Below are 17,687 nucleotides of genomic sequence, written 5' to 3'. Positions count from 1 at the left end.
TTGAATACGAGGCGGTCGGAATCAGAGTGGTTCTTTACGCCTGCCGACTGCGGTGCGTATTCAGGGCGATGTGCCATCATGAATAAAAACAGCAGCATGGACGCTGATTGTCTGCTTTATAGGGGAGGCTCACGTAGCCTCCCCTTTCCGCGTTTATGGGCACCCATCGACGCTCTGGTCGGCGGCTCTTTGCATACCGCTCTTTGCAAGCCCCAGGGGGTCGGATACACTCAACCCCTTACCGTCCTCCATACGGTCACGTTTTTCGAACCCGTTTTCGCTACACTGCGAGTCGACATCGCCGCATGTTTAAAGGATTTACCCGTTTATTACATAGTCCGGGAGAGCACTTGAAATCCCTGCTCGATTCCCCAGAGAGCGCCTCCGATGCGCCCAGCCCTCGTATTATTCCGCGCTCCGAGCATCCCGTCTCTCGTCAGCAAATCAGTGAAGCCGCGCTCAAGGTGCTGTACCGCCTCAATGGGGCTGGTTTCGATGCCTATCTTGTCGGTGGCTGCATTCGCGACGCACTGCTGGGCAAAATGCCGAAAGACTTCGATGTTGCCACCAACGCAACGCCCGAGCAGGTGCGCGACCTATTTCGCAACTCACGCCTGATTGGCCGCCGTTTCCGCATCGTTCACGTGCGCTTTGGCCGCGAAGTCATCGAGGTAACCACCTTCCGTGGTAAACCCCAGGACGAGCACGGCGACCATATCGCTCACCAGTCGGACGATGGCCTGCTGCTGCGGGACAACGTATGGGGCAATATCGAAGAGGACGCGCTGCGCCGCGACTTCACGGTCAATGCGCTCTACTACAACATTGCCGATTTCACGATCCATGATTTTGCCAACGGGGCGCGGGACATCGAATCGCGCACGCTGCGGCTGATTGGCGACCCCGCGACCCGCTACCGTGAAGACCCGGTACGGATGCTGCGCGCGGTCCGCTTCGCGGCCAAGCTCGACTTCACCATCGAGCCTGCCACCGAAGCGCCCATGTACGACCTCGCGCCGCTGCTGCTGCAAATTCCGCCAGCACGCCTGTTCGATGAAGTGCTCAAACTCTTCATGTCCGGCCACGGGCTAATCACTTTCCGCCTGCTGAGCCACTACAACCTGTTTGGCATGCTCTTTCCGGAAGCGGAAGAGGCCATGGCCGACGCCGCCTGGGCAGAGGAGCTCATCGAGCAGGCGCTCGCCAATACCGACAAGCGCATTGCCGACGACCGCCCGGTCACGCCCGCCTTCCTGCTTGCGGCTTTTTTATGGGCTCCCGTGGTGCATCGTCAGGCCGAGCTCGAGCGCGAGGGCATGCCTGCCGTGCCCGCCCTACAAACCGCCGCTCAGCAGGTCGTATCGCGCCAGCTTCAGCACACCTCCATTCCCAAACGGTTTGGCATCCCCATGCGCGAAATTTGGGAGCTGCAGGCACGCCTGCCGATGCGCCGGGGCAAGCGCGCGTTCCAAACCCGTGAACATCCGCGCTTTCGCGCCGCCTTTGACCTGCTGATACTACGTGAGCAGGCGGGTGAAATTCCTCGCGGCCTTGGCGACTGGTGGGATGCCTTCCAGAAAGGCGACGATCACGAACAGCGTCGCCTGTTGCAAAAGGTTGGCAGCGACCCGGCCAGCCAAGGCGACCGCCGTCGTAAAAAGCGCCGCAAACCGCGGAAGGCAAACAGTGAATAACGCCGTTCGTTGCTATATCGGCCTTGGCAGCAACTTAGAGAATCCCATTGGGCAGGTGCAGCAGGCGCTCCAGGAATTGGCCGCCTTGCCGTTGTCACGGCAAGTGGCCAGCTCATCGCTCTACGCCACGGCGCCCATCGGCCCTCAAGATCAGCCGGACTTCATCAATGCCGTCGCCTGTTTGGAGACACGTCTATCGCCGCTGGCGCTCCTCGACCAGCTACAGGTGCTGGAGCAGCGCCATCGGCGGCGGCGGCTACGCCACTGGGGGCCACGCACGCTGGACCTAGATATGCTGCTTTACGGCGAACATACCCTGCAGCACCCCCGCTTGACCGTACCTCATGGGCAGATGCACGCCCGCGCTTTTGTACTCGTACCGCTGGCAGAGGTCGCCACGGCGCTTCAGCAGCCCATCACGCTGCACCAGCAACCGCTCGAAGCGTGGCTGTCGCGCCTCAATACGAGCGATATTCGGCACTTAAGTGCTACCGATATCACCGCCACTGCTACCATCTGACACAAATCTCGACACCACGCCCCCAATCAGGTAACAATTGCCGGTTACGCCACATCGCGCAGGCAGGGACGCTGCGATAATAATGGCCGAGCAGAGCGCAGGCGCCTCGTGCGCACTCGCCGCATCGGCCCCATAACGTTTGAATGAGAGCACGCCATGAAAACCGTCACCCTGAGCACCCTGCAGGCGTATAAACGCGCCGGTGAAACGTTCAGCTGCCTGACTGCTTACGATGCCTCCTTTGCCCATGCTGCTAGCGCCGCGGGTATCGATGTCCTGCTGGTAGGCGACTCCCTGGGAATGGTGTTACAGGGGCACAGCAGCACCTTGCCCGTAACCATCGATGACATTTGTTACCACACCCGCTGTGCCGCACGCGGCAAAGGCCACAGCTTGCTGATGGTCGACCTACCGTTCATGAGCAATGCCACCACCGAACGCCTTTTAGAAGATGGCGCGGCGCTCATGCGAGCAGGCGCGGAACTGGTCAAGGTAGAGGGCGAAGCGTGGATGGCCGACGGCATACGCGAACTGACGCGCCGCGGTGTACCGGTGTGCGCCCATTTGGGTTTGACGCCGCAAACCGTTTACCAACTGGGTGGCTATAAAGTGCAGGGCCGCGAAGCGGCGCAAGCCGAGCAGATCATCCACGATGCGACAGTGCTGGTCGAGGCAGGCGCCTCGGTGATTCTGCTGGAGTGCGTGCCCGCCAGCTTGGGCAAAGCAGTGACCGAAGCGCTGGACGTGCCGGTCATTGGGATCGGCGCAGGCCCGGATACCGACGGCCAAATTCTCGTGATGCACGACGTGCTGGGCGTTACCCACGGCCGCACACCGCGCTTCGTGAAGAACTTCATGGCGGAGGCGAGCTCCATTCAGGGTGCTTTCGAGCAGTACCATGAAGCGGTCAAGTCCCGAGCGTTCCCCGCTCCAGAGCACTGTTTTTAAGTAACTGCTTTACGTAACCGTTTTTCAGTGAGCAACAGCGACTTCACTATGCGCACTTTGCGAGACATATCCGAGCTTCGCGCCACGCTGCGCGACTATCGCCAAAAGGGCCAGCGCATTGCGCTGGTACCGACCATGGGCAACCTGCATGCTGGCCATCTGGCTTTGATCGCCACCGCCCGCCAGCACGCCGACGTGGTCGTGTCTAGCCTGTTCGTCAATCCCATGCAGTTTGGCCCAGGTGAAGATCTAGACGCTTATCCGCGCACGTTCGACGCCGACCAGCGCCAGCTCACCGACGCCGGCTGTGACCTGCTGTTTGCCCCCACGGTGAGCGCCCTTTACCCCAACGGCTTGGATGCGCAGACTCGTGTTCACGTACCCGAGGTCGGCGACGGGCTTTGCGGTGGCTCGCGCCCCGGCCACTTCGACGGTGTCTCCACCGTGGTGAGCATGCTATTCAACCTGGTGCAGCCGGACGTCGCCTGCTTTGGTGAAAAGGATTATCAGCAACTGGCGGTGATTCGTAAGCTGGTGGCCGACCTGCACATGCCCATCGAGATCATCGGCGTGCCGATCATGCGCGCCGACGATGGCTTGGCCCTTTCGTCCCGCAACGGCTATCTCAGCGCGCAGGAGCGCGCCACGGCGCCGATGCTCTACAAAACGCTGTGCGAACTGCGTGATGCGCTGGTACGAGGGGAATCCGCCGAACAGGTACTACACCGGGGTAAAACGGCGCTGTATGATGCCGGCTTTACGCCGGATTACCTCGAACTCCGGGATGCCACCCTTGGCCCGGTCACCGATACTACGCATCATGCCGTACTGCTCGCCGCCGCCAAGCTCGGTCCTGCCCGGCTCATCGACAATCTCAGCGTGCAGCTACCCAGCGCTGCTCGTCGCTAGCCTGCAAGGCTTGCCCGTTACTCAGGAGTTTCCATGCACACCATCATGCTAAAAGCCAAGCTGCACATGGCCCGCGTTACCCATGCCGTTCTCAACTACGAAGGCTCGTGCGCCATCGACGGCGACCTGCTGGATATGGCCGGTATCCGCGAAAACGAACAGATCCAGATTTACAACGTCGAGAATGGCGAGCGCTTCACCACCTACGCCATCCGTGGCGAAGAGGGATCGCGCCTGATCTCGATCAACGGCGCGGCAGCGCACTTGGCCTCGCCAGGGCATCGCATCATCATTTGCAGCTATGCGCACTACTCGGAGGCCGAGCTGGAGAATCACCAGCCAGCGTTGGTGTATCTACAGGAAGGCAACCACGTCAGCCATACCAGTAACGCCATTCCGGTACAGCTGGCGTAAGCCAACTGACGCGCTAAGAACGGGCCGTTGATCGGCCCGTTTTTTATTGGCGTTAAAAGCGTATTGCCGCAATGCACAACCTTCCCCTATGCTGATAGCCAAGCCTGACACGACACGCTAATAACGACGCTAACAACAATGGATAGGCGACACGTCTATCTGCCGTAGGAACGATGCGACACTTACTCAAGGAGTTATTGTATGCAAGACGTGGTCATTGTGGCGGCTCGCCGCACCGCTGTAGGTAGTTTTGGGGGTTCACTCGCCGGGATTCCAGCTAGCGATTTGGGTGCGCTGGTCATCAAAGACATTATCGCTTCCACCGGCGTTGCGCCGGAGCAGATCGACGAAGTGCTGCTGGGCCAGGTGCTGACCGCAGGCGTTGGCCAAAACCCGGCGCGCCAAGCAGCCATCAAGGCAGGCCTGCCAGACACCGTCCCGGCCATGACGATCAATAAGGTGTGTGGATCGGGTTTGAAAGCGCTGCATCTGGCGACCCAAGCCATCCGCTGCGGCGATGCCGAGATCGTGCTGGCCGGTGGCCAGGAGAACATGTCCGCCTCTCCACACATCCTGCCGAACTCGCGCAACGGCCAGCGCATGGGCGATTGGAAAGCTATCGACTCCATGGTGCACGACGGCTTGTGGGATGCTTTCAATAACTACCACATGGGCATTACTGCCGAAAATCTGGCAGAGAAGTACGGCATCACCCGGGAAGAGATGGACGAATTTGCCGCCGCGTCCCAGCAAAAAGCCGCTGCCGCCATCAAAGAGGGTAAATTCAAAGGCCAGATCGTGCCGGTCGAGGTGCCGCAGCGTAAAGGCGACCCGGTGGTGTTCGATACCGACGAAAACCCTCGCGAAGTCACGGCAGACAAGCTGGCTGGCATGCGTCCTGCGTTCAAGAAAGACGGCACCGTGACGGCGGGTAACGCCTCGTCGCTGAACGACGGCGCGGCCGTGGTTATGCTCTGCTCGGCGGAAAAAGCCAAAGAGCTTGGCTTGGAGCCCCTAGCCCGCATTGCCGCCTACTCCAACGCAGGCGTCGACCCGGCCATCATGGGGATCGGACCGGCCCCTGCCACCCGTCGATGCCTGGAAAAAGCGGGCTGGAGCCTGGATGACCTAGACCTCGTCGAAGCCAACGAAGCCTTCGCTGCTCAAGCGCTGTCGGTCAATAAAGAGCTGGGCTGGGACACGTCGAAGGTGAACGTCAACGGCGGCGCCATCGCGCTAGGTCACCCCATTGGTGCGTCGGGCTGCCGCGTGCTGGTGACACTGCTCCACGAAATGATTGCTCGCGATGCCAAAAAAGGCTTGGCGACGCTATGTATTGGCGGCGGCCAAGGGGTTGCCCTGGCCATCGAGCGTCCGTAACGCCCGCTGTGCCTTGCTAAAGCGTGCCCCCGCCACGGCGGGGGCTTTTTTTGCCTACCGCGTATTAGCGGCGCTTTTCACCAACGATGCGCGACGGCGTGCGCCATACCAATAGCACGCCCATGAGAAACAGTCCCGAGGCGACCCACATCGTCACCGGTAGACTAGTGCCATCGACCACTTGACCACCTACCATGGCCCCAAGGCCAATCGACATGTTGAAGACGAACGCCATTAACGCCGTGGCGGCTTCCGTGTTGGGCGCCGTGCGTAGAATCCACGTCTGAATACTCACTGATACGCTGCCAAATACAGCGCCCCACAGCATTAACAGCAGCACGCCACTGGTCGGCTCTACGCCTACCACCGGGAAGATCGCCACGACCACCAGCAGTACGCTAGGAATCGCGAGCACCGCACGGTAGGGGTGACGGCCAGCAAACATCCCCGCAACGATATTGCCCAAAATCCCCGACGCACCGTACAGCAGCAGCAGGCTTCCGACATGGCGCTGCGCTACCCCGCTGATCTCTTGCAAAATAGGACTAATGAAGGTGTAGGCCGCAAAGTGGCCAACCACGACAAACCCCGTGGTCAATACGGCTACCCGCACGCCACGATTCTTTAGCTGTTGCGCCAGCACCCGAAGCCGCACCGGCTCTCGAGGCGGCAGTGGCGGTAGCCAGCGCCAAAGCGCCAACGCCGTGAGCAAACTCAAGCCCCCCAAGGCACCAAAGGCAACGCGCCAGTTACTGATATCACCCAGCAGCGTGCCCAACGGTACGCCGAGCACCGAGGCCGCCGCCACGCCGCCAAAAATGATGGTCATGGCCCGCGATACCTGATCGCTAGGCACCAGGCGTGGCGCAATACTGCCCGCAATGGCCCAAAAACCGCCGATACTGATCCCCACCAACACTCGCGCCGCCAACAGTAGGGCAAAGTTGCTGGCCATGGCGGAGAGCACGCTGCCCAGCACCATCACTGCCATCATCAGCGTCAGCATGATACGGCGATCAAGACGCCCTACCGCCACCGGTAGCAGCGGCGCTGAAAACGCCGCCACGACGCCGGGCACCGTCACCATCAACCCTGCCATACCCGGGGTCACGCCCATCGACTCTGCCACCTGAGAGAGCAAACCGATAGGTAGTTGCTCTGCGGTCACCAACAAAAAAATACCGATCATCACGGCCACCACCGCCCACCAACGCGGCGATTCCTGCTGCTCCATGCTATGTCCTCGCATTCCTGACCTATCAAAACGACACCGCCCCCACAGCCAAGGGCTGCGGGGGCGGTACATCCTACGCTGAGCGCTAGTTAGCTAGCGACATCCGCCTCGGCAGCTTCAAACGCTGCTTTCTCTTCTTCGGTGATCTCTTTGATTGAGAGCTTCACGCGGTTGCGGTTGTCGATATCCAGCACCTTCACGATGACATCGTCGCCTTCGTTCAGGAAGTCGCGCACGTTATTGACGCGCTCCTGGACGATTTGCGAGATGTGCACCAGGCCATCGGTTCCCGGCATGATGTTCACGAACGCACCAAAGTCGGCGATACGTACGACCTTGCCTTTGTACAGCTTGCCGATTTCCGCTTCGGCAGTGATCGCCAGTACGGTATCGATCGCTTTCTTGGCAGCGGCTTTGTCTTCGGCGTAGATGCGAACGGTGCCATCGTCATCAAGATCGATCGATGCGCCGGTGTCTTCGCAAATCTTGCGGATGGTGGCGCCGCCCTTGCCGATGACGTCGCGAATCTTGTCCGGATCGATTTTGATCGTCGCCATGGAGGGGGCGTTTTCCGACACCTCGTTACGGCTCTGGCTGATCACGGCGTTCATCTGCGCCAGGATACCGATGCGCGCATCGTGGGCCTGCTGCAGCGCGGTCTCCATGATCTCTTCGTTGATGCCCTCAATCTTGATGTCCATCTGCAGGGCAGTGACGCCCTCTTCAGAACCGGCCACTTTGAAGTCCATGTCACCCAGGTGGTCTTCGTCACCCAGGATATCGGTCAGCACCGCGTAGCCGTCTTCGTCTTTGACGAGGCCCATGGCAATACCGGCCACCGGGGCTTTCAGCGGAACGCCCGCATCCATCAACGCCAGCGAGGAGCCGCACACGGACGCCATGGAGCTAGAGCCGTTGGATTCGGTGATTTCCGACACCACACGAATGGTGTAGGGGAACTCTTCTTCAGACGGCAGCATCGCTTGAACACCACGACGCGCCAAACGGCCGTGGCCGATTTCGCGACGCTTGGGGCCACCCATGAAGCCAGCTTCACCTACCGAGTAGGGAGGGAAGTTGTAGTGAAGCATAAAGCGGTCTTTACGCTCCCCTTCCAGCGACTCGATGAGCTGAGAATCACGCAGCGTGCCGAGTGTTGCGACCGCAATGGCCTGGGTTTCACCACGGGTGAAGATGGCCGAACCGTGAGTTTTCGGCAGCACGCCGACTTCGATGTTCAGCGGACGCACGGTGACGTTGTCGCGGCCATCGATACGCGGCTCGCCCTTGACCACGCGGGAACGCACCACACGCTTCTCAAGCGCTGCGAACGCGCCTTTCACGTCATCCTTGCTGAACTTGCCTTCCGCTTCCTCTTCGCCTTCCGCGGCCGCCAACTGCTCGACGGCGTCGTCTTTCAGCGCCGCGAGTGCATCTTGGCGGGCCATCTTGTCGGTGATGCGATAAGCCTCGCCCACTTTGGCTTCAAAGGCATCGGCCATGGCCGTTTTCAGCGCCACGTTTTCTGCCGGTGCCTGCCACTCCCAGCGCGGCTTACCGGCTTCAGCGGTCAGCTCTTTGATGGCGTTGACCGCGACTTGCATCTCCTGGTGGCCAAACAGTACGGCACCCAGCATTTCGTCTTCGAGCAACTCTTGCGCTTCGGACTCCACCATCAGCACGGCGTTTTCGGTACCGGCCACGACCATGTCCAACTCGGAGGTCGTCAACTCTTCAACGGTGGGGTTCAGGAAGTAGCCTTGCTCTTCGTTGAAGCCAACGCGGGCGGCACCAATCGGGCCATTGAACGGTACGCCAGAAATACTCAGCGCTGCCGAGGTGCCCAGCATGGCCGCGATATCCGGATCGTGGTTACGGTCGGTGGAGAGAACGGTACAGATGACCTGCACTTCGTTCATGAAACCTTTAGGAAACAGCGGGCGAATCGGACGGTCGATCAAACGCGACGTGAGGGTCTCTTTCTCCGTCGGGCGGCCTTCACGCTTGAAGAAACCACCGGGGATTTTACCCACAGCGTAGGTTTTCTCTTGGTAGTGTACCGAGAGCGGGAAAAAGGGCTGGCCTGGGTTGACGTCTTTCTTCGCCACCACCGTACACAACACGACGGTTTCGTCCATGGTGACCATCACGGCACCAGTGGCTTGGCGAGCGATACGCCCAGTTTCGAGGGTGACGGTGCTGCGACCGTATTGGAACGTTTTTTTGACCGGATTCACGGCTACTTCCTTTAACATTAATAGCTACTTGTCTTTTCGCTTGGGTCGTTTGACTCGCCACCATTCTAGGCGTTGACGCGCCGTACGGCTACCAGAAACAAAAAAACGGGCAGCCCACAAGGAGCTGCCCGTTTCGAATCATTGCCGTTAAGAACTTAGCGGCGCAGACCCAGACGCTGAATCAGAGACTGATAGCGTTCGAAATCTTTACGCTTCAGGTAGTCCAGCAGCTTACGACGCTGGTTTACCATGCGGATCAGACCACGACGAGAGTGGTGATCCTGCTTGTTGGTCTTGAAGTGGTCCTGCAGGCCGTTGATGTTGGCGCTCAGCAGTGCAACCTGAACTTCAGGGGAACCGGTATCGTTATCGCCGCGGCCGTATTCGTTGACGATCTCGGCCTTTTTCTCAGCGGTTAATGCCATCTGTCTCTCCAGTAAGCAATATGCCTAAAAATGAATGGGTGAGACCACGCATATTTGCAGTCTCAAGCGACTATTTTCGCGCAAATCGCCACATCCTTGCAACGCTTTACGAGATAGCGACCGTACTTAACAGCCGCTTGGGGGCCACTTCCCGCGGCCCTTTTACAACGCCAAGGCCGATAAACGTCTCGGCGTAATAAAGTCGTGCCAACGCATCGGGGGCCAGGTCATCGATGGCGAGCGTGGCTGACTGCCCGTGGGCCAGTCGGCCAAACGATGTGTCATCGACGCTAAGCGACGGCAGGTGATCGACCAGCACGTCCACGGGCATCAGTTCTGCCTCGCGGTCGGCTTGGCTGGCGAGGGCTTCCAGCGCCTCGAGTGTCCACATCGCATCGCCATCGAACGGCCCGGTTTTGAGCCGACGTAGCTGGCTGATATGGGCACCACAGCCCAGCGCGTGGCCAATGTCTTCCGCCAACGTGCGGATGTACGTGCCTTTGCTGCAGCTGACTTCCAGCTCGAACGCCGTGCCCTCGAACGAAAGCAGGCGCGCATCATACACGCTTACCCGCCGCGCTGCACGTTCAACCTGTTTCCCCTCGCGGGCCAACTCGTAGAGCTTTTTGCCCTGATGCTTGAGCGCCGAGTACATGGGGGGCACCTGATCGATCTCACCGCGAAAACGCGTCAAGACGGATTCGATGTCCTCGACCGCAAGGCTTGGCACCTCGCGACGCTCCAGCACCGTGCCTTCGGCATCGCCGGTATCGGTGATCACCCCCAGTTCGACCCGGGTGCGATACATCTTGTCGGCTTCCAGCAGGTGCGCGGAAAACTTGGTGGCCTCCCCCAGGCAGATAGGCAGCAAGCCTGTCGCCATCGGGTCCAACGTGCCGGTATGCCCGGCTTTTTGCGCGTCGAACAGACGGCGCACACGCTGCAGCGCGTGATTGCTGGAGAGGCCTTTCGGCTTATCCAGCAGCACCACGCCATTGACCGGTAATCCGCGACGGCGACGGGCCATTAGCGCGTCTCCTCACCTTGCTCTTCACTGCCGCCCTCGTCTTCCGCTTGACGGGCACGGTCAGAAGAGACCGCTTCGTCGATCAGCGATGAGAGGTGCTGGCCGCGCACCACGCTTTCATCGAAATGAAAGCGCAGCTCGGGTACGTGACGCAGCTTGATGCGCTGGGCGATTTGGCTTCTCAGAAACCCTGCTGCACGTTTCAGTACCTGCAGGTTCTCCTTGATACGCTCGGGATCCTGTTCACCCAGCAGGGTGACGTAAATATCGGCGTAGCCAAGGTCACGACTGACGGTTGCTCCGCTCACCGTGACCATGCCCAAGCGCGGGTCTTTCACTTCGCGTTGGATCAGTACCGCCAGCTCCTTCTGGAGCTGGTCGGCTACTCGGTCGGTACGCTTGAATTCGCGCATGGTTGCTCCTCGCGCGGCCTTACAGGCTGCGCTCGACCTTCACTTGGTCAAAGACTTCGATCTTGTCGCCGACCTGGACATCGTTGTAGTTCTTCACGCCGATGCCACACTCCATACCGTTACGCACTTCTTGTACGTCGTCTTTGAAGCGGCGCAGCGATTCGAGCTCACCTTCGTAGATGACCACGTTGTCACGCAGAACGCGGATACGCTTGCTGCGCGACACGGTGCCTTCGACGACCATACAGCCAGCCACCGCACCGATCTTCGGCGCGCGGAACACGTCGCGTACTTCGGCCACACCCACGATCTCTTCTTTCCACTCGGGGGCGAGCATACCGCTCATCGCCTGTTTGACTTCGTCGATCAGGTGGTAGATGACGCTGTAGTAGCGCAGATCCAGACCTTCACGCTCGATGATCTCACGAGCAGCGGCATCGGCACGGACGTTGAAGCCCACCACGATAGCTTCCGAGGCCAGCGCCAAGTTGGCGTCGGTACCGGTGATACCCCCCACACCAGAGGAGACCACGGCCACCTGTACTTCTTCGGTGGAAAGCTCTTCCAAGGCGCCTTTGATCGCTTCCAGCGAGCCCTGTACGTCGGCTTTGAGGACGATGTTGACCTTGGCCACTTCGTCTTGGCCCATCTGGCTGAACATGTTCTCCAGCTTGGCCTTCTGCTGACGTGCCAGACGCACTTCGCGGTATTTACCCTGACGGAAGTTAGCCACTTCGCGGGCCTTCTTCTCGTCGGCCACGACCATGAAGTCGTCACCGGCATCCGGCGTACCATCCAGGCCCTGGATCTCGACCGGCATCGCGGGGCCAGCGGTATCGACTTGCTTGCCCAGCTCGTTGGTCAGCGCACGAACGCGGCCGTAGTGCAGGCCCGCCAGGACGATGTCGCCCTTCTTTAGCGTACCGTTTTGTACCAGCACGGTAGCGACCGGACCGCGACCTTTGTCCAGGCGCGACTCGACGACGACCCCTTTACCCGGCGCAGACGGCACGGCTTTGAGTTCGAGAACCTCGGACACGAGCTGAATCGCTTCCAGCAGGTCTTCGATGCCTTCACCGCTCTTTGCAGAGACGTGAACAAACTGTGTATCTCCGCCCCACTCTTCCGAGATGACGCCGTGCTGAGACAGCTCGTTTTTGACACGATCGGGATCGGCCTGGGGCTTATCGATCTTGTTCACGGCCACGACCATCGGTACGCCAGCGGCTTTCGAGTGCTCGACGGCTTCGATGGTTTGCGGCATCACGCCGTCGTCGGCCGCCACCACCAGGATGACCACGTCGGTGGCTTTCGCACCGCGAGCACGCATGGCGGTAAACGCCGCGTGACCCGGGGTATCCAGGAAGGTCACGCCACCGTGGTCATCTTCCACATGGTAGGCACCGATGTGCTGGGTAATACCGCCCGCTTCGCCAGTGGCGACTTTCGCACGACGGATGTAGTCCAGCAGCGAGGTCTTACCGTGGTCGACGTGACCCATGACGGTGACGACCGGTGAGCGGGTGATCTCTTCGCCTTCGTAGGAGATGCCTTCCAGCATTTCCGTTTCCAGCGCATCATCCTTCACCAGTTTGACCTTGTGGCCCATCTCTTCCACCACGATCGCGGCGGTATCCTGATCGATGGTCTGGTTGATGGTCACCGCCGCGCCCATGGTGAACATGGCTTTGATGACTTCGTTGGCCTTGATCGACATCTTGTCGGCCAGCTCAGCTACGCTGATCGACTCAGGGATCGAGACTTCACGTACGATCGGCTGCGTCGGCTTCTGGAAGCCGTGCTTGCCGTTGCCGCTTTGGCTTGCGCCACCGCGGCGTCCGCCACGGCGCTCGGCACGCTTCACTTTCTTGCCGCCGCCACGCTTACGCTCTTCGCGATCGCCGCGATCGTCGTCGTCGTCACGACCTTTCTTCTTCGCAGCCGCCTTTTTGGGCGGTGCGGTACGACGGTCGGTACGACCCTCTTTCGGCGGTGCAGGCGGCAGGTCATCGGCCGCTGGCGTATCGTCGATTTCCAGCTCGGGCACTTCGATATCAGGCACTTCAGCGGCTTTGGCCTTGGCCTGCTCTTCCGCTTCTTTACGCGCGGCATCTTCGGCAGCCTTGGCTTTGGCCGCTGCGGCTTTTTCTTCCGCGGCGCGGGCATCGCGTGCTTTACGCTCGGCTTCCGCTTCTGCCATGTCGCCCACTAGCTGACGCGGACCAGAGTGCTTGGGCTCAGGCGCTTTCGGCTTCTCTTCTTCCTCACGCTTGACGTACGTTTTCTTCTTACGTACCTGCACTTCGATCGTTTTACCACGCTCGCCGGTCTTGATACGGCTGCGGGTTTTACGGGTCAGCGTAATGCGATTCTTGCTCGGCTCGCTGTCGCCGCCGCCGTGGCTTTTCTTCAAAAAGCTCAGCAGCGTCTGCTTGTCGTCTTCAGAGACGGCGTCGCTTTCTGAACGGTGTTTCAAACCGGCTTCTTTCATCTGTTCCAAGAGGCGGGGCACATCGCGGCCCACCTTTACTGCAAAATCTTTAACTGTCATATCTGACATAGTGACCCTCCTCAGCCCGTGACCTGTTTACTGTGTGTTTGAGTCCGATGCGTCATCGACTTCAAACCAGGGCGCACGGGCAGTCATGATCAGTGCCGCTGCGCGCGCTTCGTCCAACTCCTCGATATCGACCAGATCGTCGACAGACTGCTCGGCGAGATCTTCCATTGTGACAATGCCGCGGCTAGCCAGGATGAAGGCCAAGTGGCGCTCCATACCGTCCATTTCCAGCAGGTCGTCCGCTGGCTGGGCACCGTCTAGCGCTTCTTCCGAGGCAATGGCCATCGTCAGCAGCTCGTCTTTCGCACGTGCACGCAGCTCTTCTACCAGCTCTTCGTCGAACTCTTCGATTTCGAGCATCTCTTCCAGCGGCACGTAGGCAACTTCTTCCAGGGTGGTGAACCCTTCTTCCACCAGCAATCGAGCGACGTCTTCATCGACACCCAGGTGCTGGACGAACGAATCCACTAAGCTGTCGATTTCCTGCTCGCGCTTGGACTCGGCTTCGTCTTCGGTCATGACGTTGATCCGCCAGCCGGTCAACTCAGACGCCAAACGGACGTTCTGGCCGCTACGGCCAATCGCCTGTGCCAGGTTGTCCTGAGCCACTGCGACGTCCATGGCATGCGCGTCTTCGTCCACTAGGATAGACGCCACATCGGCCGGTGCCATGGCGTTGATCACCAGCTGTGCGGGATTGTCGTCCCACAGGACGATGTCTACGCGCTCGTTTTGCAATTCAGACGAGACCGCCTGAACGCGAGAACCGCGCATACCGACACAGGCACCGACGGGGTCGATGCGACGATCATTGGTTTTCACGGCGATCTTCGCCCGTGACCCCGGATCGCGAGCGGCACCCTTGATTTCGATCAGCTGCTCGGCGATTTCCGGCACTTCGATCTTGAACAGTTCGATGATGAACTCAGGACAGGTACGCGAAAGCTGCAGTTGAGCACCGCGAGCATCCGGATCGACTTTGACCAGCAGTGCACGTACGCGCTCGTTCATCCGGTAGCGCTCGCCGTGAATCATCTCGTTGCGCGGCAAAAACGCTTCGGCGTTCTCACCTAGGTCGATGATCAGACCGTCACGGGTAGTCTTCTTGACGATACCCGCCACCAGCTCGCCTTCACGATCGGCGTATTGACGCACGACTTCGGCGCGCTCGGCTTCACGCACCTTCTGCACGATCACCTGCTTGGCGGTTTGCGCAGCAATGCGCCCAAACACGGCGTTTTCGATCTTTTGCTCGACCACGTCGCCCAGTTTCAGCGGCGGATCGCGCTGCTCGGCGATGCTCTCTTTGATTTCGTAGTCTGGCGTTTCGAATTCGTCATCTTCGACCACGGTCCAGTAGCGGAACGTATCGTAGTCGCCCGTGCGGCGATCGATATGCACGCGCACATTGGCCTCTTCATGCTCAAAACGCTTGCGCGACGCGCTGGCCAGCGCGGCTTCTACCGCTTCGAAGATGACATCGCGGGGGACGCCTTTTTCATTAGAGATCGCGTCCACGACCATTAAAATTTCTTTACTCATGCGTTTGCCTCGCCAGAAAACCTGTCCTTTTGTGCATCATCCCGGCGCCTGCCGGAAGCCGCGACCCGTATTATTCGTCGAACTGCGGGACAACGTGCGCAGAATCGATGCTTTCGATAGGAAAGCAGTACTCTTCGCCTTCCAGTTGCAGCAGCACTTCATCACCCTCGACACCTGCGAGGAGCCCTTGGTATTTGCGACGCCCATCAAACGCGACGCGCAGCTTCAGAGCCACCTGATGGCCCTGATAGCGGATAAAGTGATCCAGGGAGTAGAGGGGGCGTGCCATGCCGGGCGACGAGACTTCCAAGCGATACTCGCCGGGAATCGGGTCTTCCACATCCATCACGGCACTGACTTGACGGCTAATATCAGCGCAGTCTTCCACGCTGACACCGCTCTCGCGCTCGATGTAAATCACCAGCCGCGAATGCTTGCCCTGGGAAATATGGTCGATACCCCATAGCTCGAAGCCCATGGCGGCAACGACAGGTTCGATCAGCGCGTGAAGCGCAGCGTGTTTTGTGGCCACAGACAAAGCTCCTATAGCCGTTGCATCAGGCACCTGGCCAGGAGTCATAAGAAAAGCTAGGTGGCTGATTGGCATTACCTGGGAATGTGTCTCTGGCTATTCGGACAACATCCGCTCGTGAGACACTCTTGGCTCGCAAAAAGCTATTTACAAAAAGCTACTAACAAAAAGCCCCTTCACAGGAAGGGGCTTTTCGAAAGAAACCTGTAGTACCATTTTAGCGACATGTCGCGAACTTTTCGCTGTCTTACCAAGTACCATCTTGATCACTTGTAGACATGTCCATGTTACTAACTAAATGGTAGCGGGGACCGGATTTGAACCGATGACCTTCGGGTTATGAGCCCGACGAGCTACCAGACTGCTCCACCCCGCATCAATCTAGGTCGACGATAATAGACACTTGAAGAGGTTACGTCAAGAACTCATTCCGAGCACTTGTTTCAAATGCGTCTTACGTCTCAGGTGCCAATCCTGACATTCTGGGAAGCTGGTAAACCAGCGAATCAGATGGTGCCGAAGGCGGGACTTGAACCCGCACGACCGTAAGGTCACTACCCCCTCAAGATAGCGTGTCTACCAATTCCACCACTTCGGCATCAGGGGAGGCTAAAGAAAGCGACATCAAGATGTTACTCGCTGCTTTCCTCTAGCACTGGCGCGGTATTATCCATACTTGCAGGGGAGTCGTCAAGCGTTGGAACGTTTTGCTGCTGCTCGATCATTCGCGCATCGGGAATACCGGCTTCCGGTGCTTGGCCTGCCTGAGTGGCAAAGTACGCCAGCGCCATCGATGTCACGAAAAAGCCTGCGGCCAAAATACCGGTCGTGCGGGAAAGAAAGTTACCGCTACCCCGTGAACCAAAGACCGTTTGCGATGCACCGCCACCAAAGGCCGCGCCTGCTTCGGCACCTTTACCCTGCTGAAGCAGGATGAGTACAACCAAGGCGACCGCAATCACCACGTGAACCATAAGAATTGCAACTTGCATGGAGTTATCCTGCTGACTGACAAATGGCGTAGAAATCGTCGGTTTTGAGCGAGGCACCGCCCACCAAACCGCCGTCGATGTCCGGCTGAGCCAGCAGCTCAGCCGCGTTACTTGCGTTCATGCTACCGCCGTAAAGCAGTGTCAGCTGCTCAGCAAGCGACGCATCAAACCCTGCCTGATAGGCACGAATGCCTGCCATGACCTCTTGCGCTTGCGCTGGCGTCGCCGTGCGACCAGTACCGATGGCCCAAACAGGCTCGTAGGCAATGACGACCTGCAAGCGCTGTGCAGGCGATAGGCGATCCATGATATAGCCTACTTGGCCTAGCACAACGTCCATCGTGTGGCCCGCATCGCGCTCTTCCAGCGTTTCGCCGACACACAAAATCGGCGTAAGCCCGGCGTCCAGCGCCGCCAATAGGCGGTCACACACCTGCTCATCGCTTTCACGGTAGAGCTGCCGACGCTCCGAGTGTCCCACCAGTACGTAAGCCGCGCCAACCTCTTTGAGCATACCGCCGCTCACTTCGCCGGTATGCGCACCGGCGGGGTGGGGGTTAAGCGTTTGCGCCCCTAACTGCAACGGCGTGCCGCTAAACGCCTGACGCGCAGCGTCTAAATAGGGAAACGGCGGAATCACGACCACGTCGATGGACGTGGGCAGCGCCGCTGACGCAAAGGCTTGGCCAAACGCGTCGATGAGCGCCTTGGAACCGTTCATTTTCCAATTGCCGGCAATCAATGGCGTACGCATGGAGAATCCTCACTCAAGGTGGAGCGAAATGGTATAGGAGCCGCCTTGTCAAGACAACCGCTGTTGCACGGCCAATCGCAGGCACAGCGCGCTTTTCGCACTAAAG

Annotated in this window: 16 protein-coding genes and 2 tRNA genes; 6 read left to right on the top strand and 12 right to left on the bottom strand. The window is 59.3% G+C overall.

The features are described 5' to 3' along the window. The first annotated feature begins 305 nt into the window (after positions 1 to 305). The 6 genes from pcnB to CTT34_RS01880 all read left to right on the top strand — a co-directional run bounded on the left by pcnB (position 306) and on the right by CTT34_RS01880 (position 5,865). A complete protein-coding gene (gene pcnB, locus CTT34_RS01905) occupies positions 306 to 1,694 on the top strand; it encodes a polynucleotide adenylyltransferase PcnB (RefSeq protein ID WP_159340809.1) in 1,389 nt (462 codons plus the stop codon). Further along, positions 1,687 to 2,214 (top strand): 2-amino-4-hydroxy-6-hydroxymethyldihydropteridine diphosphokinase, encoded by a 528-nt coding sequence (gene folK, locus CTT34_RS01900; RefSeq protein WP_159340808.1) that lies wholly within the window; start codon positions 1,687 to 1,689, stop codon positions 2,212 to 2,214. Before pcnB ends, folK begins: the two co-directional genes overlap by 8 nt. A gap of 156 nt (positions 2,215 to 2,370) precedes the next feature. Further along, positions 2,371 to 3,162 carry a 3-methyl-2-oxobutanoate hydroxymethyltransferase gene (panB, locus tag CTT34_RS01895; RefSeq protein WP_159340807.1) on the top strand — a complete coding sequence of 264 codons (792 nt, stop codon included), beginning with the start codon at positions 2,371 to 2,373 and terminating at the stop codon, positions 3,160 to 3,162. 48 nt (positions 3,163 to 3,210) lie between these two features. Further along, the gene (gene panC / locus CTT34_RS01890) at positions 3,211 to 4,071 is read left to right on the top strand and encodes a pantoate--beta-alanine ligase (RefSeq protein WP_159340806.1); all 861 of its coding nucleotides are present in this window, start codon (positions 3,211 to 3,213) and stop codon (positions 4,069 to 4,071) included. 33 nt (positions 4,072 to 4,104) lie between these two features. Beyond that, positions 4,105 to 4,485: an aspartate 1-decarboxylase gene (panD, locus tag CTT34_RS01885; protein WP_058578292.1), complete on the top strand. Its 381-nt coding sequence runs from the start codon at positions 4,105 to 4,107 to the stop codon at positions 4,483 to 4,485. A 201-nt stretch (positions 4,486 to 4,686) separates the two neighbouring features. After that, complete coding sequence (locus CTT34_RS01880; protein WP_159340805.1) at positions 4,687 to 5,865, top strand: acetyl-CoA C-acetyltransferase; 1,179 nt, start codon at positions 4,687 to 4,689, stop codon at positions 5,863 to 5,865. Between the two features lie 64 nt (positions 5,866 to 5,929). Here the strand turns inward: CTT34_RS01880 and CTT34_RS01875 are convergent, their stop codons facing one another. From CTT34_RS01875 to tpiA, 12 genes are all read right to left on the bottom strand, one after another. After that, on the bottom strand, positions 5,930 to 7,099 hold the full coding sequence (locus tag CTT34_RS01875) for an MFS transporter (RefSeq protein ID WP_159340804.1): 1,170 nt from the start codon (positions 7,097 to 7,099) through the stop codon (positions 5,930 to 5,932). An 89-nt stretch (positions 7,100 to 7,188) separates the two neighbouring features. Then, positions 7,189 to 9,354 (bottom strand): polyribonucleotide nucleotidyltransferase, encoded by a 2,166-nt coding sequence (gene pnp / locus CTT34_RS01870; RefSeq protein ID WP_159340803.1) that lies wholly within the window; start codon positions 9,352 to 9,354, stop codon positions 7,189 to 7,191. Between the two features lie 137 nt (positions 9,355 to 9,491). After that, positions 9,492 to 9,761 carry a 30S ribosomal protein S15 gene (gene rpsO, locus CTT34_RS01865; protein ID WP_009723734.1) on the bottom strand — a complete coding sequence of 90 codons (270 nt, stop codon included), beginning with the start codon at positions 9,759 to 9,761 and terminating at the stop codon, positions 9,492 to 9,494. Between the two features lie 106 nt (positions 9,762 to 9,867). Next, positions 9,868 to 10,788, bottom strand: coding sequence for a tRNA pseudouridine(55) synthase TruB (truB, locus tag CTT34_RS01860; protein ID WP_159340802.1), 921 nt, complete (start codon positions 10,786 to 10,788; stop codon positions 9,868 to 9,870). Further along, entirely contained in the window at positions 10,788 to 11,201 is a 414-nt protein-coding gene (gene rbfA / locus CTT34_RS01855) for a 30S ribosome-binding factor RbfA (RefSeq protein WP_159340801.1), read from the bottom strand. The genes truB and rbfA overlap by 1 nt, the downstream gene beginning before the upstream one ends. A 19-nt stretch (positions 11,202 to 11,220) precedes the next feature. Continuing rightward, positions 11,221 to 13,761 carry a translation initiation factor IF-2 gene (gene infB / locus CTT34_RS01850; protein ID WP_159340800.1) on the bottom strand — a complete coding sequence of 847 codons (2,541 nt, stop codon included), beginning with the start codon at positions 13,759 to 13,761 and terminating at the stop codon, positions 11,221 to 11,223. A 27-nt stretch (positions 13,762 to 13,788) separates the two neighbouring features. Next, positions 13,789 to 15,303 carry a transcription termination factor NusA gene (nusA, locus tag CTT34_RS01845; RefSeq protein WP_159340799.1) on the bottom strand — a complete coding sequence of 505 codons (1,515 nt, stop codon included), beginning with the start codon at positions 15,301 to 15,303 and terminating at the stop codon, positions 13,789 to 13,791. Positions 15,304 to 15,373: 70 nt separating this feature from the next. Beyond that, a complete protein-coding gene (gene rimP, locus CTT34_RS01840) occupies positions 15,374 to 15,835 on the bottom strand; it encodes a ribosome maturation factor RimP (protein ID WP_044629473.1) in 462 nt (153 codons plus the stop codon). Between the two features lie 299 nt (positions 15,836 to 16,134). Next, positions 16,135 to 16,211: transfer RNA gene (locus tag CTT34_RS01835), tRNA-Met, on the bottom strand. 135 nt (positions 16,212 to 16,346) lie between these two features. Further along, a tRNA-Leu gene (locus CTT34_RS01830) sits at positions 16,347 to 16,433 on the bottom strand. Between the two features lie 34 nt (positions 16,434 to 16,467). After that, complete coding sequence (gene secG, locus CTT34_RS01825; RefSeq protein ID WP_159340798.1) at positions 16,468 to 16,827, bottom strand: preprotein translocase subunit SecG; 360 nt, start codon at positions 16,825 to 16,827, stop codon at positions 16,468 to 16,470. 4 nt (positions 16,828 to 16,831) lie between these two features. Further along, positions 16,832 to 17,581, bottom strand: coding sequence for a triose-phosphate isomerase (gene tpiA / locus CTT34_RS01820; RefSeq protein WP_159340797.1), 750 nt, complete (start codon positions 17,579 to 17,581; stop codon positions 16,832 to 16,834). Between the last annotated feature and the right edge of the window lie 106 nt (positions 17,582 to 17,687).

This window comes from Halomonas meridiana (genome assembly GCF_009846525.1).
GTDB lineage: Bacteria > Pseudomonadota > Gammaproteobacteria > Pseudomonadales > Halomonadaceae > Vreelandella.
The sequence above is the reverse complement of the archived record's forward strand: the minus strand, read 5'-3'. Positions and strand labels throughout refer to the sequence as shown.

Bases quoted from the DNA above. Each gene is read 5' to 3' on its own strand.
- rpsO (WP_009723734.1), bottom strand. From the start codon at position 9,761: ATGGCATTAACCGCTGAGAAAAAGGCCGAGATCGTCAACGAATACGGC.
- truB (WP_159340802.1), bottom strand. From the start codon at position 10,788: ATGGCCCGTCGCCGTCGCGGATTACCGGTCAATGGCGTGGTGCTGCTG.
- secG (WP_159340798.1), bottom strand. From the start codon at position 16,827: ATGCAAGTTGCAATTCTTATGGTTCACGTGGTGATTGCGGTCGCCTTG.
- pnp (WP_159340803.1), bottom strand. From the start codon at position 9,354: ATGTTAAAGGAAGTAGCCGTGAATCCGGTCAAAAAAACGTTCCAATAC.
- infB (WP_159340800.1), bottom strand. From the start codon at position 13,761: ATGTCAGATATGACAGTTAAAGATTTTGCAGTAAAGGTGGGCCGCGAT.
- panC (WP_159340806.1), top strand. From the start codon at position 3,211: ATGCGCACTTTGCGAGACATATCCGAGCTTCGCGCCACGCTGCGCGAC.
- CTT34_RS01875 (WP_159340804.1), bottom strand. From the start codon at position 7,099: ATGGAGCAGCAGGAATCGCCGCGTTGGTGGGCGGTGGTGGCCGTGATG.
- panD (WP_058578292.1), top strand. From the start codon at position 4,105: ATGCACACCATCATGCTAAAAGCCAAGCTGCACATGGCCCGCGTTACC.
- pcnB (WP_159340809.1), top strand. From the start codon at position 306: ATGTTTAAAGGATTTACCCGTTTATTACATAGTCCGGGAGAGCACTTG.
- rbfA (WP_159340801.1), bottom strand. From the start codon at position 11,201: ATGCGCGAATTCAAGCGTACCGACCGAGTAGCCGACCAGCTCCAGAAG.
- panB (WP_159340807.1), top strand. From the start codon at position 2,371: ATGAAAACCGTCACCCTGAGCACCCTGCAGGCGTATAAACGCGCCGGT.
- tpiA (WP_159340797.1), bottom strand. From the start codon at position 17,581: ATGCGTACGCCATTGATTGCCGGCAATTGGAAAATGAACGGTTCCAAG.
- CTT34_RS01880 (WP_159340805.1), top strand. From the start codon at position 4,687: ATGCAAGACGTGGTCATTGTGGCGGCTCGCCGCACCGCTGTAGGTAGT.
- nusA (WP_159340799.1), bottom strand. From the start codon at position 15,303: ATGAGTAAAGAAATTTTAATGGTCGTGGACGCGATCTCTAATGAAAAA.